Consider the following 13,994-nt stretch of genomic DNA (forward strand, 5'->3'; position numbering starts at 1 on the left):
TCTCAGGCTTACTGCGCGACCGGCGCAGCGGCGCTCGGGTCCACGGGCAGGCCACCGAGCTGCGTCACGAGCTGCTTGTAGGCGTCGAGATAGGCGAGCGTGATGACCTGGCCGATCTCGGTGTTCGAATAGCCGCCGCCGCCGGCGCCGCCGAAGCCGCCCCACCAGCCGCCGCCGCCACCGGCCGCCCAGCTCAAATCCTTCTTGCGGAAATAGCCTTCGGTCAGGCGCTCCTGCTCGGTGGTGCGCGCGTTCACCAGCGTCAGCATGACATTGGCTTCCTTGCTCTTGGTCGAAAGTCCGCCCGCGATCATACCGAGCGTGCGGCTACCCAGAAGACCGCCCGCGATCGCGCCGATGCCGCCGCCGCCCGAGTTCTCGTTCTTCGAAACGAGATCGGGGACGATGAAATAATCAGCGGCCTTCACCTGGCGCTTTCCGATATTCGAATTCGCCTGCAGTTCGCCGGAATCGGCGAGCGCGCGCTCGATGTTGCGGCTGGCGAGGCCCTTGCCGCGATCGACGAGGCCGAAGCAGCCGGATTTCATCACGAACAGCTTGATGATCGCTTCCGGGCTGCCGAGGCCGAGCTGCTGCCACCAGTTGGTGTCGGGCTCGACGATGGAAACCGTGCCCAGCCGCTTCTGGCAGACCGGGATTTCCTGCATACTTTTCGTCTGCGCCTTGCGCGCGGAGGACTGGGATTGCGCGGATGCCGTGCCTGAAGCGACGGCCATGGCGGCCACGGCAACGCCGAAGCCAAGTGTTTTCAGGATCTTCATAAACTTCCCCATGTTCAAATGTGCTGGTTAGCGAAACCCCTGTCACCGTTTCCGGCGCCGCCCGCAGCCGGAGCGTATATTGCCGGACTTGGGCGGTCCCGGCAATCGTTCCCGGATAGTCCGCACACGTTATGATTCGGTTGCAACTACCGGTTCCTGCGTCCCGCGATCAGGCTGTCGACCACGGACGGATCGGCAAGCGTCGTCGTGTCGCCGAGCGATCCGAAGTCGTTTTCGGCGATCTTGCGAAGGATACGCCGCATGATCTTGCCTGAGCGTGTCTTGGGCAGCGCGGGGGTGAAATGGATCTGGTCCGGCGTCGCGATCGGCCCGATCTCGCGCCGCACCTCCGCCTTCAGCTCGGCTTCGAGCGCGGCGTCGCCCTCCACGCCCGCGATCGGCGTCACGTAGCAGTAGATGCCCTGGCCCTTGATGTCGTGCGGGTAGCCGACGACCGCGGCTTCGGCGACCTTGGGGTGGCCGACGAGCGCCGATTCCACTTCCGCAGTGCCGAGCCTGTGGCCGGAGACATTGAGCACATCGTCGACGCGGCCGGTGATCCACCAATAGCCGTCTTCGTCATGGCGCGAACCGTCGCCCGTGAAGTATAGGCCCTTGTACGCGGAAAAATAAGTTTCGGCGAAGCGCTGGTGATCGCCGTAAAGCGTGCGCGCCTGTCCTGGCCACGAGCGTTTGAGCACGAGGTTGCCCGAGGCGGGGCCTTCGATGAACTTGCCGTCCGCATCGACCAGCGCGGGTTCAATGCCGAAAAACGGCTTGGTCGCACTGCCCGGCTTGGTCGGGATCGCGCCCGGCAGCGGCGAAATCAGCACGCCGCCGGTTTCCGTCTGCCACCATGTGTCGATGATCGGCAGCCGCTCCTTGCCCGCCACGCGGTGATACCAGAGCCACGCCTCGGGATTGATCGGCTCGCCGACGGTGCCGAGCAGGCGCAGCGAGGAGAGGTCGTGTTTCAGCACAGGTGCGTCGCCCTCGCGCATCAACGCGCGGAGTGCGGTCGGCGCCGTGTAGAAGGTGGCGGGCCGGTGCTTTTCGATCACCGCCCAGAAGCGGCTCACATCCGGATAGTTGGGGACGCCCTCGAACATCAGCGTCGAGGCGCCGTTCGCAAGCGGGCCGTAGATGATGTAGCTGTGCCCCGTCACCCAGCCCACGTCGGCGGTGCACCAGTGCAGCGCGCCCTCGTCGCGCCAGTCGAACACGTATTTGAAGGTGAGTGTCGTCCATACGAGATAGCCGCCCGTGGTGTGCAGCACACCCTTCGGCTTTCCGGTGGAGCCGGAGGTGTAGAGGATGAACAGCGGGTCTTCGGCGTTCATCGGCTCGGCCGGGCAGTCGGCGGAGACGGTTTCGCGCTTTTCGTGCCACCAGCTGTCGCGTTCGTGCGTCATCGGCACGTCAGCGCCGGTATGGCGCACGACGAGTACGCCTTTGACGTCATGCCAAGCGTGGCAGATCGCGTCGTCGATCGTCTGCTTCAGTGCGATCGTCTTGCCGCCGCGTCGGCCTTCGTCCGCCGTGATGATGAAGTCGCTTTTCGCATCGTCAATACGCCCGGCGACGGCTTCCGCAGAAAATCCTGCAAAAACAACGCTGTGCACCGCGCCGATGCGCGCGCACGCCAGCATGGCGACGGCGGCTTCGGGGATCATCGGCAGATAGATCGTCACGCGGTCGCCCTTCTGGACGCCCATCGCCTTCAGCGCATTCGCGAACCGGCAGACCTCCGCATGAAGCTCGGCATAGGTGAGCGTAACGGACGCAGCGTTCGGGTCGTCTGCCTCCCAAACGATCGCCGGCTGGTCCGCACGCGCCGGCAGGTGCCGGTCGACGCAGTTGACGCACGCATTCAGCATGCCGTCCTCGAACCATTTTATGTCGACCGGCGCGTAAGACCAGTTGCCCATCACGCCCGGCGCCTTGATCCAGTCGACGATCCCGATCTGCTCGCGCCAGAAACCGTCCGGATCCTCGAGCGACCGCCGGTACATCGCCTCGTAGGTTTCGGCGTCGCAGATCGTCCGCGCGGCGGTATGCGCGGGAACGGGGTACGTCGCGGTCGCGGCGTCGCTCATTGGTCAAACTCTCCCCAGGACATTTCGCGGCGCTTTGGCCGCACTACCACAGATACGTATTCGGATCGGGCATCGGCTCGTGGCGCTGCGCTTTCGCGATCGAAATGACGGCGCGCACGACGAGCCAGATCGAGATCAGCGGAAACAGGAAACCGGCCAGCCCGAACGTGAGGAGTGTCACAGCCCCCAACGCGATCACGCAAACCACCGTCATCCAGAAGCCTCGGATATGATACGCGAAATGACTCTCCTCCCACGGTGCGTTGCCCGGCTCGCCCCGCCACACGTAGGCGAGGATCGCGCCGATAAGCGTCGGCACGCCCGAGACGGCGCCGACGAGGATCAGCAGCGCGACGATGGTCGGCCGGTTGAGATCGAAACCCTGTGTTTCCGGTCTGCTCGGCATAGTCCAGCCTCCACTGTTTTCGGGCGGCAATTCTGGCGCGCGGCGGAGCATTCCGCAAGGATGGGCTTTCGCAGGCCCACGCGGCGCGCTAGCGTCTGCCGCCGTGGGCATCCCTCTTCTCGCTGCGCGCCGTTTCGGGCCGCTGTTCGCCACCCAGTTCCTGGGCGCGTTCAACGACAATTTCTACAAGACGGCGATGCTGTTCCTCATCACCTACACGCTGCTTGCGGGCGACACGGCGGCATCGGCGCAGATCGTCACGGTGGCGGCGGGTGTGTTCATCCTGCCGTTCGTGCTGTTCTCGGCCATGGCGGGGCAGATCGCCGACAGTATCGACAAGGCGCGGCTCGTCCGCATCATCAAGGCGGCCGAGATCGGCATCATGCTTGTCGGCGCGGCGGCGCTGACTCTGGGCTCGATGCCGCTGATGATGCTGGTGCTGTTCGCAATGGGGCTGCACTCCACCTTCTTCGGGCCGATCAAGTACGCGATCCTGCCGCAGCATCTCGCACCGAAGGAATTGCTCACGGGCACGGGCCTTGTCGAGGCCGGCACGTTCATCGCCATTCTTACCGGACAGGTCGCCGGCGGCCTCCTCGCGCCTCAGGTTTCGGCATGGGCGATCGTCGGGGTCGCCGGGCTCGGCTATCTCACCGGGCGGCAGGTGCCCGCAGCACCGCCAGCCGGACGTGCGCGCGTCGAATGGAATATTGTCGCAAGTTCGCTCCGCATCACGCGCGAGGTCACGCGCGATCCGCAGCTTGGCCGCGCCGTGCTCGCGGTCTCGTGGTTCTGGTCAGTCGGGGCGGTATTCACCAGCTTGTTCGTGCCGCTGGTGAAGGGCGATCTCGGCGGCGCGGAAACCGTGGCGACGCTCTTTCTCACCATTTTTTCGATCGGCGTCGCAACCGGATCGCTGGTGGTCGCACGCCTCCTGAAAGGTGCGATTTCCGTTCGCTATGCCCCTGCATCCGCCGTGCTCATGACGGCGTTCATCGCCGATCTCTATTTCGCGATCCGCGCGTTCGACGTGCCGCACGCCGAATTGATCGGCGTGGGTGAATTCCTCACCGATCCGGGAAGCTGGCGCATCGTGCTCGATCTCTTCGGGCTTTCCGTCGCGGCGGGCGCGTTCATCGTGCCGCTCTATGCGCTGCTGCAAACCGCGAGCGATCCTTCGGCGCGGGCGCGGACCATCGCGGCGAACAACATCATCAACTCGGGCTTCATGGTGGCCGCCGCGCTCGGTTCGGGCGTGCTGCTGAAGGCCGGGCTCGATGTACCGCAGATCCTTCTCGCCGTCGGGCTCGCCAATCTGCTGATCGTGATACCCTGCCTCGGGATTCACCGCATCCAGCGCGCGCTCGGCACCGCCTGAAAAGTTGCGCGGCGCAACTTTCTAAGCGCGAACGAGCGTTCCAACGCCCTTGCGCGTGAAGATTTCAAGGAGCAGCGCGTGTGGCACGCGCCCGTCGAGGATCACCGCGGCCTCGACCCCGCCGGTGACGGCGGAGAGGCAGGTCTCGAGCTTCGGGATCATCCCGCCCGAAATCGTGCCGTCCGCGATCAGTTCCATGATGCGCGCGGGCGTGAGATCGGTGAGCAGCGACTTGTCCTTGGCGAGCACGCCGGGAACGTCGGTCAGCAGCATCAGCCGCGCCGCGCCGACGGCGCCCGCGATCGCGCCGGCCATCGTGTCGGCGTTGATGTTGTAAGTATGGCCCTCAGCATCCTCGGCGATTGGTGCGATGACCGGAATCACGTCGGAACGCGTCATCAGATCGAGGATCTTGGCGTTCACCGCCACGGGCTCTCCGACGAAGCCGAGATCGACGACGCGTTCGATCGCGCTGTCGGGATCGCGCGCCGTCCGAGTCAGCTTGCGCGCCGTCACAAGGCGTGCGTCCTTGCCGGAAATGCCGACGGCGGTGCCGCCTGCGCGGCCGATCCAGCTCACGAGATCCTTGTTGATGGCGCCTGCCAGCACCATTTCCGCGACCTCTGCGGTCGCGGCGTCGGTGACGCGCAGCCCGTCGACGAACTCCGATTTGATGCCGAGCCGTCCGAGCATGTTGCCGATCTGTGGCCCGCCACCGTGCACGACGATCGGGTTGATGCCGATCGCCTTCAGCAGCACAACGTCCTCCGCGAAATCGATCGCGCGTTCGGGATCGCCCATCGCGTGGCCACCGTATTTCACCACGAAGGTCTGGCCGACGTATTTCTGGATGAAGGGCAGCGCCTCGGTCAGCGTTTCGGCCTTGGCGAGCATGGCCGGATCGGGCGTATGGTCGACAGACATTCGGCAGGGCTCCTCAGTAATCGTGCGCCGCTATAAAGGCTCGGTGCAAAAGGGGAAGAGAAGATGATGGGCGCTCGCCCCGGCCGATTGCGAACGACCTCCGCGTGTCGCTCGCGGGGTGATATCTCGTAACATGCTGTTTTTATTGACGTGAATAACAAAGGGGGTCAGAGTTTCAGCATGAGCCGCGACCACAATCACCCGCATACGGGCCACGGGCATGGCCACAGCCATGGCCATTCACACGGCGGACATTCGCACGCGCCGACCGTGAGCGCGGGCAACGAGCGCCGCGTCGGTTTCGCTGCGCTGCTCACGGGCGGCTTCATGATCGCCGAGGTGGCGGGCGGGATCGTTTCCGGCTCGCTGGCGCTGCTGGCCGACGCGGGCCACATGCTCACCGATTTCGCGGCGCTCGCGCTCGCCTGGTTCGCCTTCCGGCTGGCACGGCGGCCGGCGGACTGGCGGCGAACGTTCGGCTTCGACCGCTTCTCGGTGCTCGTTGCCTTCGTGAACGGGCTGAGCCTGTTCGCAATTGCCGCGGTCATCATCTGGGAAGCCGTGCAGCGCCTCCAGAACCCGCCCCCTATCGCGGCACCGACGATGCTGGGCGTCGCGGTCGCCGGTCTCATCGTGAACATTTTTGCCTTCTGGCTACTGTTCGGCGCGGATCGCGGAAACCTCAATGTGCGCGGCGCGCTCGCGCACGTGGCCGGCGATCTTCTCGGATCGGTCGGTACCATCACCGCCGCGATCGTCATCCTGTACACCGGATGGACCGCTGCCGACCCGCTGCTTTCGGTGTTCGTGGCGCTGATCATCCTCAGAAGCGCATGGGCCGTGACACGGGATGCCGCACATATCCTGCTCGAAGGCGCGCCGGCTGGGCTGGAGGCGGACACGGTCGTTGCCGATCTGTCGGCGAACATCGATGGGGTGGAGAGCATCCATCACGTCCACGTCTGGTCTATCAGCGAAGAGCGGCCGATGGCGACGCTGCACGCGCGCATCCGCCCGGATGCCTCCTCGGCGCTGGTGAAAAAGGCCATTCGCGAACGGCTGCAATCGCGTTTCCATGTCGATCACGCCACCGTCGAGATCGAGGACGGCGATCACGCGCCGATCTGTCGCTAGCGCGAATCGAGTTTCCGGCCGATCGCAACGAAGCCGTGGATCAACGGCGGTACCAGAACGACTGAAAGCACCACCTTCGTCAGCATCTGGCCGATCATCAGATCGAGAATCGGGAACACGCCGTAGAAGGCGAGCGTGATGAAGATCAGCGTGTCGACGATCTGCGAGAGGATGCTCGCGAGCGCGCCGCGCAGCCACAGCAGCCCGCCTTCACGGCGCATCAGGCTGAAAAGGCCGACATTCAGAAGCTGCGAGATGCCGTAGGCGACGATCCCGGCGCCCATCAGGCGCGGGCTCTGCGCCAGCACGAGCTGGAAACCGGCCAGCCGCTCCGAATCCATTTCCGGCGAAGCGGGCAAGGCGAGCACGGTGAGGATCAGCAGCATCGACACGATCAGCGGCACGAAACCCAGCACCACCAGTCGGTTCGCAGTCTCGCGGCCATGAAGCTCGGCAACCGCGCTTGACAGCACGACGAGAAGCAGGAACGCGAAGATGCCCGCCTCCACCGCGAGCGGCCCCAGCGCGACCTGCTTGTTGCCGAGGATTCCGGCGATGCAGGTCATACCGCCGTAAAGGATCGAGAACGCGAAAAGCGAGCGGGATATTGGCGGCGTGGCGGTCGGCATCGCGCACGTTGCTAACGGCTTTTCGCTGTCTGAGAAAGCTATATAGCTTGGCGCTCGTGAGCGGACATTTGCCGGGGGAACAATGCGCATACTGATCGGTCTTGGCGGTATTGCGCTCATCCTCGCCATCGCTGTTCTGTTGTCCTCAGATCGCCGCGCCATTCGCCTGCGTGTGGTCGGCGCGGCCTTCGCGCTTCAGGCCGGAATTGCCGTGCTGGTGCTTTATGTTCCGGCGGGGCGCCGGGCACTTGCCTGGCTGTCGGCGGGTGTCGGGGAACTGCTCGGCTACGCGCGCGCAGGCTCCGAATTCCTGTTCGGAAGGCTGCTCGGCGATCCGCTCGGACAGAGCTTCGCGTTTCAGGCGCTGCCGACGATCATCTTCTTCGCCGCGCTCATCGCCATTCTCTATCACCTCGGCGTGATGCAGCTTGTCATCCGATGGATCGGCGGTGGGCTCGAAAAGATCACCGGTATCAGCAAGGTCGAATCGCTCTGTGCGGCGTCCAATATCTTCGTCGGCCAGAGCGAATCGCCGCTCGTGATTCGTCCCTATCTGGCGGGTCTCAGCCCCGCGCAGCTTTTCGCGGTGATGTCGTCCGGCATGGCGGGGGTGGCGGGCACGATCCTCGCCGCCTATGCGTCGATGGGTATCAGCATCGACTATCTGCTCGCGGCAAGCTTCATGGCCGCGCCGGGCGGCATATTGATGGCGAAACTCATCATGCCCGATGATCCTGCCGATCTCGCGCGTACGCGGGGCGAGGTCGTGGAGATATCGGACCATGACGAGGAAAAGCCCGCGAACATCATCATGGCCGCGGCGCAGGGCGCGCAGACCGGCGTGAAGCTGGCGGTGGCCGTCGGCGCGATGGTGCTGGCGTTTGTGGCGCTGGTCGCGCTCGCGAACGGGCTGCTTTCAGGCGTCGGGGCCTGGTTCGGGCTTGAGGGCCTCACCTTCCAGCAACTCATCGGTCACGTCTTCGCGCCCATCATGTACCTGCTCGGCGTGCCGTGGGACGAGGCGGGGATCGCGGGCGGCCTCTTCGGCACCAAGGTCGTTCTCAACGAGTTCGTCGCCTATATCGATCTCAGCGCGCAGCAGGCGGCGCTGTCCCCCGCCACAGTGGCGATCGTTACCTTCGCGCTCTGCGGTTTCGCGAACTTCAGCTCGATCGCGATCCAGATGGCGGTGACGGGCAGTCTCGCGCCCAGCCAGCGCCCAATGATCGCGAAACTCGGCATTAAGGCGCTCGTCGCGGGCAGTCTTGCCAATTTGATGAGCGCAGCCCTCGCGGGGCTGCTGCTGTCCGCCTAGCGGGTGGGAACCGGCGTCTCGCCCGAATAGTCGTAAAAGCCCTTGCCGGACTTGCGGCCATACCAGCCGGCCTCGACATATTTCACCAGCAGCGGCGCCGGGCGATACTTGGGATCGCCGGTCGCTTCCTGCATCACGTGCATGACGCTGAGCAGCGTATCGAGGCCGACGAAATCGGCGAGCGTCAACGGGCCCATCGGATGATTGGCGCCGAGGCGCATTCCCTGATCGATATCGACCACAGAGCCGACACCTTCGCCGAGCGCGAAGATCGCCTCATTGAGCATCGGGCAGAGCACGCGGTTGACGATGAATGCCGGACTGTCGAGCGCTTCCACGGTCGTCTTGCCGATCGCCTTGCAGAACGCGTGCATCGCCTCCGTGGTGGCGTCCGACGTCGCGAGGCCACGGATGATCTCCACGAGCTTCATCACCGGCACGGGATTGAAGAAGTGCAGGCCCACGAAGCGGTCGGGGCGATCGGTCGCCGCTGCGAGCCGCGTGATCGAGATCGACGAAGTGTTGGAGGCAAGGAGCGCGGAGTTCTTCAGGGCGAGGCCCTTGAAGATCGCCTTCTTGACCGCCTCGTTTTCCGTTGCCGCCTCGATAACGAGGTCGCAGTCGGAAAAGGCAGCAGGATCGGTTGTGAGGCGGATGCGCGCGAGCGTCGCCTCCACTTCGTCCACTTGCATCGTGCCCTTGGCAACGGCGCGGCCGAGATTTTTCTCGATCACGGCCTTGCCCGCTTCCGCGCGCGCGAGTTCCACATCCGAAAGAATGACGTCGAACCCGGCGAGCGCGGAGACGTGCGCGATGCCGTTGCCCATCAGGCCCGAGCCGATGACCCCAATCGTCTTCATGGCCTAGAGCTTCTGCGTGAGTTCGGGAACAATGGTGAACAAGTCCCCGACGAGGCCGAGATCCGCGACCTGGAAGATCGGGGCGTCCTCGTCCTTATTGATGGCGACGATGATCTTCGAGTCCTTCATGCCCGCGAGGTGCTGGATGGCGCCCGAGATGCCGATCGCGACGTAAAGCTCCGGCGCGACGATCTTACCGGTCTGTCCCACCTGATAATCGTTCGGCACGTAGCCTGCATCGACGGCGGCGCGCGATGCGCCCACCGCCGCACCGAGTTTGTCGGCGAGCGGGAAGATGGTCTGTTGGAACGTGTCGCTGTCCTTCAGCGCGCGGCCGCCCGACACGATGATCTTGGCGGAGGTGAGTTCCGGGCGCTCGAGCTTCGCGATCTCGGCACCGACGAAGCTCGAAAGACCCGCGTCGCCGCTGCCCGACACGGCCTCGATGCTCGCCGAGCCGCCGTCACCGGCCTTCTCGAAGGCGGTGCCGCGAACGGTAATGACCTTCTTGGCGTCGCCCGACTGCACAGTGGCAATCGCGTTGCCCGCATAGATCGGCCGTTCGAACGTGCTGGCGTCGACGATGCCCGTGATCTCGGAGATCTGCTGCGTGTCGAGCTTCGCGGCGACACGCGGCGCGATATTCTTGGCCGATGTCGTGGCGGGCGCGACGAGCGCGTCGTAGTTCGCCATCAGGCCTTCGATCAGCGGCGCGACGTTCTCGGAAAGGCCGTTGGCGTAGGCCGCATCGTCGGCGAGCAGCACTTTGGAAACGCCAGCGATTTTCGCAGCGGCATCGGCAGCCCCTTGCGCGCCCTGGCCCGCGACGAGCACATGCACGTCGCCGCCGAGCTTGCCGGCAGCCGTCACGGCGACGCGGGTCGCGTCCTTGATCGAGGCATTGTCGTGTTCAGCGAGGACGAGGACGCTCATGCGATCGCTCCCATTTCCTTGAGTTTGCCGATGAGTGCGTCGACCGAATCGACCTTGATGCCAGCCTGCCGCTTCGGCGGCTCGCTGACCTTCAGCGTCTTCAGGCGCGGCGTGACATCGACGCCGTAGTCGTCGGGCGTCTTCGTGTCGATCGGCTTGGACTTCGCCTTCATGATGTTTGGCAGCGACGCATAGCGCGGCTCGTTCAAACGAAGATCGGTGGTGATGATCGCCGGGGCCTTCAGGCTAAGCGTCTCGAGGCCGCCATCGACCTCGCGTGTCACGTTCACCTTGTCGCCCGCGATCTCGACCTTGGAGGCGAAGGTGCCCTGCGCCCAGCCGAGTAGCGCGGCGAGCATCTGGCCGGTCTGGTTGGCGTCGTCGTCGATCGCCTGTTTGCCGAGGATGACGAGACCGGGGCCTTCGGCTTCCGCGATCTTCGCGAGTATCTTGGCAACCGCGAGCGGCTCGGTGGAAACGTCGGTGGTGACGAGAATGCCGCGGTCGGCGCCCATCGCGAGCGCGGTGCGGAGCGTCTCCTGGCACTGCTGAACGCCGATGGAAACCACGACGATCTCGGTCGCCGCGCCCTTTTCCTTCAGGCGGATCGCCTCCTCCACGGCAATCTCGTCGAAGGGATTCATGCTCATTTTGACGTTGGCAAGCTCGACGCCCGACTGGTCGGACTTCACGCGCGCCTTGACGTTGTAGTCAATCACCCGCTTCACGGGCACTAGGATTTTCATCGGCATCCTCCGGAAAGCTGGCCGGCCTCTGGGAACCGGATCGCGCGACGACCTGCGTCAACAGGGCGTGTGTGTCAACGGCCAAGGCGCGCAACTCACCGTTTGACGTGAAGAATTCGCGTGCCAGAATGGTGCAACTCTAAAAAGAAGCAGTCGGGGTCGTCGTGAACAGGGAGACATCGCCAAGCGGCGATGGCGCGCATTTGCGTTTGCAGCTCTTGGGAGAGGTGCGGTTCAGCGTGGGCGGCGTGGACGTCACGCCGCGCTCCAAGCGCGCGCGCGCTCTCGTTGCCTATCTCGCGCTCTCAAGAGGGTACACGGCCACGCGTGCACGGCTTGCAGACCTTTTCTGGGGCGATCGCGGCGAAGTGCAGGCACGCGGCAGCCTTCGCCAATGTCTGCTGGAGGTGCGCAGCGCTGCGGCGCAAACCGGCGTCGATATCCTCTCTTCAGACCGTGAAAGCGTTTCGCTGATAGATGGCTGGACGAGCGATATCGCGGACATCGAAGCAGCGGTCGCAGGGTCACCGGCGAACATCGCCGATGCGATCGAGGCTGCAGGGCGCGAACAATTGCTCGGCGGGCTGTTCGTCAGTGACGAGTATGACGAATGGCTCACCCTCGCGCGTGCAGATTTCGATGCGCGGCTGGCGGACGCCGCGCGGCGCGGTCTCGCGGGTGCCATTGAAACAGGCGACACCGAATCGGCGCGCCGCATTGCCGATCACTATCTGCTGCGCGACCCGGGCGACGAAGAGGTGACGGTCCTTGCCATGCGCGCCGATGCGATGCGCGGGGCGGCCCCGATCGCCCACCGGCGTTTCCAGAAGCTGCGCGACTATCTCGCCGCCGAGCTGGGCACGGTGCCCGGCGCCGCTGCGCTCGACGCGCTTGCTGCTGTCGCCAGTGCGCCGGTGGCCGAGCCGGTTGCGCCGGCGGCGCCTGCACTCCCTGTGCTTCCCGCACACGACGGACCTCCGCTGCTGCTGGTATGTCCGTTTGTCGAAACGGGTTTTGCAAGCAATCTGATGCACCTGGCAGAAGGCGTGCGCGACGAGGTTCTATCGGGCCTCTCCCGCTTCAAAGATCTGCGCGTGCTGGTCGAAGACCGCATGCCGTCATCGGATGAAGTGCCGATGTTCGGCGCGGGAACCATCGCCTACGCGCTCACCGCAACGCTCCGGCAATCGGGGACGCACATGCGGGTGACGCCCGTGCTGACGCGGCTGTCGGATCGCTCAGTTGTCTGGTCGAATCCCGTATCGATCGAGGTCGGGGACCTTCAGGAAGCGATCGACGCAATGGTGGACCGGATCATCGGGGCCGTGACGCCGCGTGTCGAGCGCGATGCCGTGCCGCGTGCGCAGCCGAGCGCCGTCTACGACCGTTATCTCGTTGCCCGACACCGCGCCCGTACGGCATCGACCCTCGCGGAAGCCAAAGAGGCCGCTACGCTACTTGAGGGTGTGATTGCGGACGCACCTGAGCTGGCCGTCGCCTATCCGCATCTTATTCGGCTCTACAATACGAACTATTTCTACAAGGTCGCGGGTGTGGACCCCTCGCCGAACCGCGTCCGTGCCTTTGAGCTCGCGAAGACATCCCTGTCGCTCGATCGGGGCCACATTCACGGTTATACGGTGATGGGCTGGTGCCAGCTCTGGCGCGGCGGATGGGATGCCGCGCGTGCGCACTTCGAAAAGGCGGTGGAGCTCAACCCCTATCATTCGGAACGCATCAAAGAGGCCGCATTCGGGCTCATCTTCCTTGGCGAACACGCGAAAGGCGGCGACTATCTGCAGCGCTGCCTCGATCTCGATCCGCTGCCCAACGACAATTTTTTCGAAGACCTGGGCTTCCTCAAGCTGATGCAGCGGAAGCCGGATGAAGCGGTCGCTTATTTCGATCTGATCGTAGAGCCGACGCTCTTCGCCGATCTGTACGGCGTGCTGGCGAGCAGCGCCGTCGGGCATCCCGCTGGCCCGGCGATGGCGGCGGCGTGGCGTCAGCGGATCGCAGCGCTCTGGTCGCCTGATGTGCCGATGACGGACGGCAACATGGTCTCGTGGCTGCACGCGCACCTGCCCTTCCGCAAGCCCGAGCACTGGTCACTATTCTCGTCCTATCTCAATCCCGTGCTCAGGAACGCTCATCCCGAAGCCGCTTGAGGAACAGCGTTTCGGGTGGCGGTGGGCGGCGGTGCGGTGTGAATGGCGCGGCGAGCGCGGCATCGATCGCCTGCCGTGCGTCGTGCGCCTTTCGCGAGACGAAGCCGGATGGGAGCCACGCCGCGAGCCCCGCGGCACGATCGGGCAACAAACGCGCGGCGGCAGACAGCAGCGCCGGCATCGTGCGGTCCTTGAAGAAGATCGTGTGCGACGCGGCGCGCAGGAGTCGGGCTTCGTCTTTTGTCAGCAGGCGGGTGCGAAGCGCCGCGGCGAGGGTCGCGCGCACATCGATCTGTGCCAGGGAGAGCGCCCGGTGGCCGAACGCGGCCGGCGCATGTGCCACTGCGACCTCGTCGTCCCCGATGATGCGCCCGGCGGCATAGGCGTGCGCGATGGCGCCTTCGGGTCGCATCCCGAAGCGGTGAAGCTCGGCGGCGCGGAGCGCGCCGAGGCTGGCGGCGCCCCAGACGTCGAAGCCTTCGGCGAGGAGCACGAGGATCTCCTTGTGCCAGGGCGCCCTCGCCGCTTCGAAGATGCCGTCGATCAGCAGCACGCGGTGCGGCGGCTGTTTGGCGAGCGCGAGCAGGTCTCCGGCGGTGGCGGGGGGGAAGTATATGATGTTG

Annotated in this window: 13 protein-coding genes; 4 read left to right on the top strand and 9 right to left on the bottom strand. The window is 65.0% G+C overall.

The window, feature by feature from the left end; all coding sequences use genetic code 11:
• Positions 1-8: 8 nt before the first annotated feature.
• The 3 genes from H2052_RS07310 to H2052_RS07320 all read right to left on the bottom strand — a co-directional run bounded on the left by H2052_RS07310 (position 9) and on the right by H2052_RS07320 (position 3,284).
• The gene (locus tag H2052_RS07310) at positions 9-737 is read right to left on the bottom strand and encodes a CsgG/HfaB family protein (RefSeq protein ID WP_243445626.1); all 729 of its coding nucleotides are present in this window, start codon (positions 735-737) and stop codon (positions 9-11) included.
• A 191-nt stretch (positions 738-928) separates the two neighbouring features.
• The gene (gene acs, locus H2052_RS07315; RefSeq protein WP_293779672.1) at positions 929-2,878 is read right to left on the bottom strand and encodes an acetate--CoA ligase; all 1,950 of its coding nucleotides are present in this window, start codon (positions 2,876-2,878) and stop codon (positions 929-931) included.
• 43 nt (positions 2,879-2,921) lie between these two features.
• Positions 2,922-3,284 (bottom strand): hypothetical protein, encoded by a 363-nt coding sequence (locus H2052_RS07320; RefSeq protein ID WP_293779674.1) that lies wholly within the window; start codon positions 3,282-3,284, stop codon positions 2,922-2,924.
• Between the two features lie 103 nt (positions 3,285-3,387).
• Here H2052_RS07320 and H2052_RS07325 point away from each other — a divergent pair, with 103 nt between their 5' ends.
• The gene (locus H2052_RS07325; protein ID WP_293779676.1) at positions 3,388-4,662 is read left to right on the top strand and encodes an MFS transporter; all 1,275 of its coding nucleotides are present in this window, start codon (positions 3,388-3,390) and stop codon (positions 4,660-4,662) included.
• Between the two features lie 21 nt (positions 4,663-4,683).
• On the opposite strand, the gene argB is transcribed toward H2052_RS07325, so the two are convergent.
• Positions 4,684-5,586: an acetylglutamate kinase gene (argB, locus tag H2052_RS07330; protein WP_293779678.1), complete on the bottom strand. Its 903-nt coding sequence runs from the start codon at positions 5,584-5,586 to the stop codon at positions 4,684-4,686.
• A gap of 180 nt (positions 5,587-5,766) precedes the next feature.
• Between argB and H2052_RS07335 the strand changes: the two genes are divergently transcribed.
• Positions 5,767-6,720: a cation diffusion facilitator family transporter gene (locus tag H2052_RS07335; protein WP_293779680.1), complete on the top strand. Its 954-nt coding sequence runs from the start codon at positions 5,767-5,769 to the stop codon at positions 6,718-6,720.
• Here the strand turns inward: H2052_RS07335 and H2052_RS07340 are convergent.
• On the bottom strand, positions 6,717-7,349 hold the full coding sequence (locus H2052_RS07340) for a queuosine precursor transporter (RefSeq protein ID WP_293779682.1): 633 nt from the start codon (positions 7,347-7,349) through the stop codon (positions 6,717-6,719). The two genes, H2052_RS07335 and H2052_RS07340, sit on opposite strands and share 4 nt — an antisense overlap.
• Before the next feature lie 82 nt (positions 7,350-7,431).
• On the opposite strand from H2052_RS07340, the gene H2052_RS07345 reads away from it, so the two are divergent.
• The gene (locus H2052_RS07345; RefSeq protein WP_293779684.1) at positions 7,432-8,664 is read left to right on the top strand and encodes a NupC/NupG family nucleoside CNT transporter; all 1,233 of its coding nucleotides are present in this window, start codon (positions 7,432-7,434) and stop codon (positions 8,662-8,664) included.
• Here the strand turns inward: H2052_RS07345 and H2052_RS07350 are convergent.
• The 3 genes from H2052_RS07350 to H2052_RS07360 are packed head-to-tail and all read right to left on the bottom strand — an operon-like array spanning position 8,661 to position 11,203.
• Complete coding sequence (locus H2052_RS07350; RefSeq protein ID WP_293779686.1) at positions 8,661-9,524, bottom strand: 3-hydroxybutyryl-CoA dehydrogenase; 864 nt, start codon at positions 9,522-9,524, stop codon at positions 8,661-8,663. The genes H2052_RS07345 and H2052_RS07350 overlap by 4 nt on opposite strands.
• A gap of 3 nt (positions 9,525-9,527) precedes the next feature.
• The gene (locus H2052_RS07355) at positions 9,528-10,457 is read right to left on the bottom strand and encodes an electron transfer flavoprotein subunit alpha/FixB family protein (RefSeq protein ID WP_293779687.1); all 930 of its coding nucleotides are present in this window, start codon (positions 10,455-10,457) and stop codon (positions 9,528-9,530) included.
• On the bottom strand, positions 10,454-11,203 hold the full coding sequence (locus H2052_RS07360; protein ID WP_293779688.1) for an electron transfer flavoprotein subunit beta/FixA family protein: 750 nt from the start codon (positions 11,201-11,203) through the stop codon (positions 10,454-10,456). The genes H2052_RS07355 and H2052_RS07360 overlap by 4 nt, the downstream gene beginning before the upstream one ends.
• A gap of 164 nt (positions 11,204-11,367) precedes the next feature.
• Here H2052_RS07360 and H2052_RS07365 point away from each other — a divergent pair, with 164 nt between their 5' ends.
• A complete protein-coding gene (locus H2052_RS07365) occupies positions 11,368-13,371 on the top strand; it encodes a BTAD domain-containing putative transcriptional regulator (RefSeq protein ID WP_293779690.1) in 2,004 nt (667 codons plus the stop codon).
• On the opposite strand, the gene H2052_RS07370 is transcribed toward H2052_RS07365, so the two are convergent.
• Positions 13,343-13,994 (bottom strand): TfuA-like protein (locus tag H2052_RS07370; protein WP_293779692.1); only part of this gene is annotated, 652 nt, incomplete at its 5' end. The genes H2052_RS07365 and H2052_RS07370 overlap by 29 nt on opposite strands.

It is taken from the genome of Sphingosinicella sp. (assembly GCF_013911755.1).
Classification (GTDB): domain Bacteria; phylum Pseudomonadota; class Alphaproteobacteria; order Sphingomonadales; family Sphingomonadaceae; genus Sphingosinicella.

Coding starts and splice junctions, on each gene's coding strand:
- H2052_RS07345 (WP_293779684.1), top strand. CDS start 7,432: ATGCGCATACTGATCGGTCTTGGCGGTATTGCGCTCATCCTCGCCATC.
- acs (WP_293779672.1), bottom strand. CDS start 2,878: ATGAGCGACGCCGCGACCGCGACGTACCCCGTTCCCGCGCATACCGCC.
- H2052_RS07355 (WP_293779687.1), bottom strand. CDS start 10,457: ATGAGCGTCCTCGTCCTCGCTGAACACGACAATGCCTCGATCAAGGAC.
- H2052_RS07340 (WP_293779682.1), bottom strand. CDS start 7,349: ATGCCGACCGCCACGCCGCCAATATCCCGCTCGCTTTTCGCGTTCTCG.
- H2052_RS07350 (WP_293779686.1), bottom strand. CDS start 9,524: ATGAAGACGATTGGGGTCATCGGCTCGGGCCTGATGGGCAACGGCATC.
- H2052_RS07320 (WP_293779674.1), bottom strand. CDS start 3,284: ATGCCGAGCAGACCGGAAACACAGGGTTTCGATCTCAACCGGCCGACC.
- argB (WP_293779678.1), bottom strand. CDS start 5,586: ATGTCTGTCGACCATACGCCCGATCCGGCCATGCTCGCCAAGGCCGAA.
- H2052_RS07360 (WP_293779688.1), bottom strand. CDS start 11,203: ATGAAAATCCTAGTGCCCGTGAAGCGGGTGATTGACTACAACGTCAAG.
- H2052_RS07335 (WP_293779680.1), top strand. CDS start 5,767: ATGAGCCGCGACCACAATCACCCGCATACGGGCCACGGGCATGGCCAC.
- H2052_RS07310 (WP_243445626.1), bottom strand. CDS start 737: ATGGCCGTCGCTTCAGGCACGGCATCCGCGCAATCCCAGTCCTCCGCG.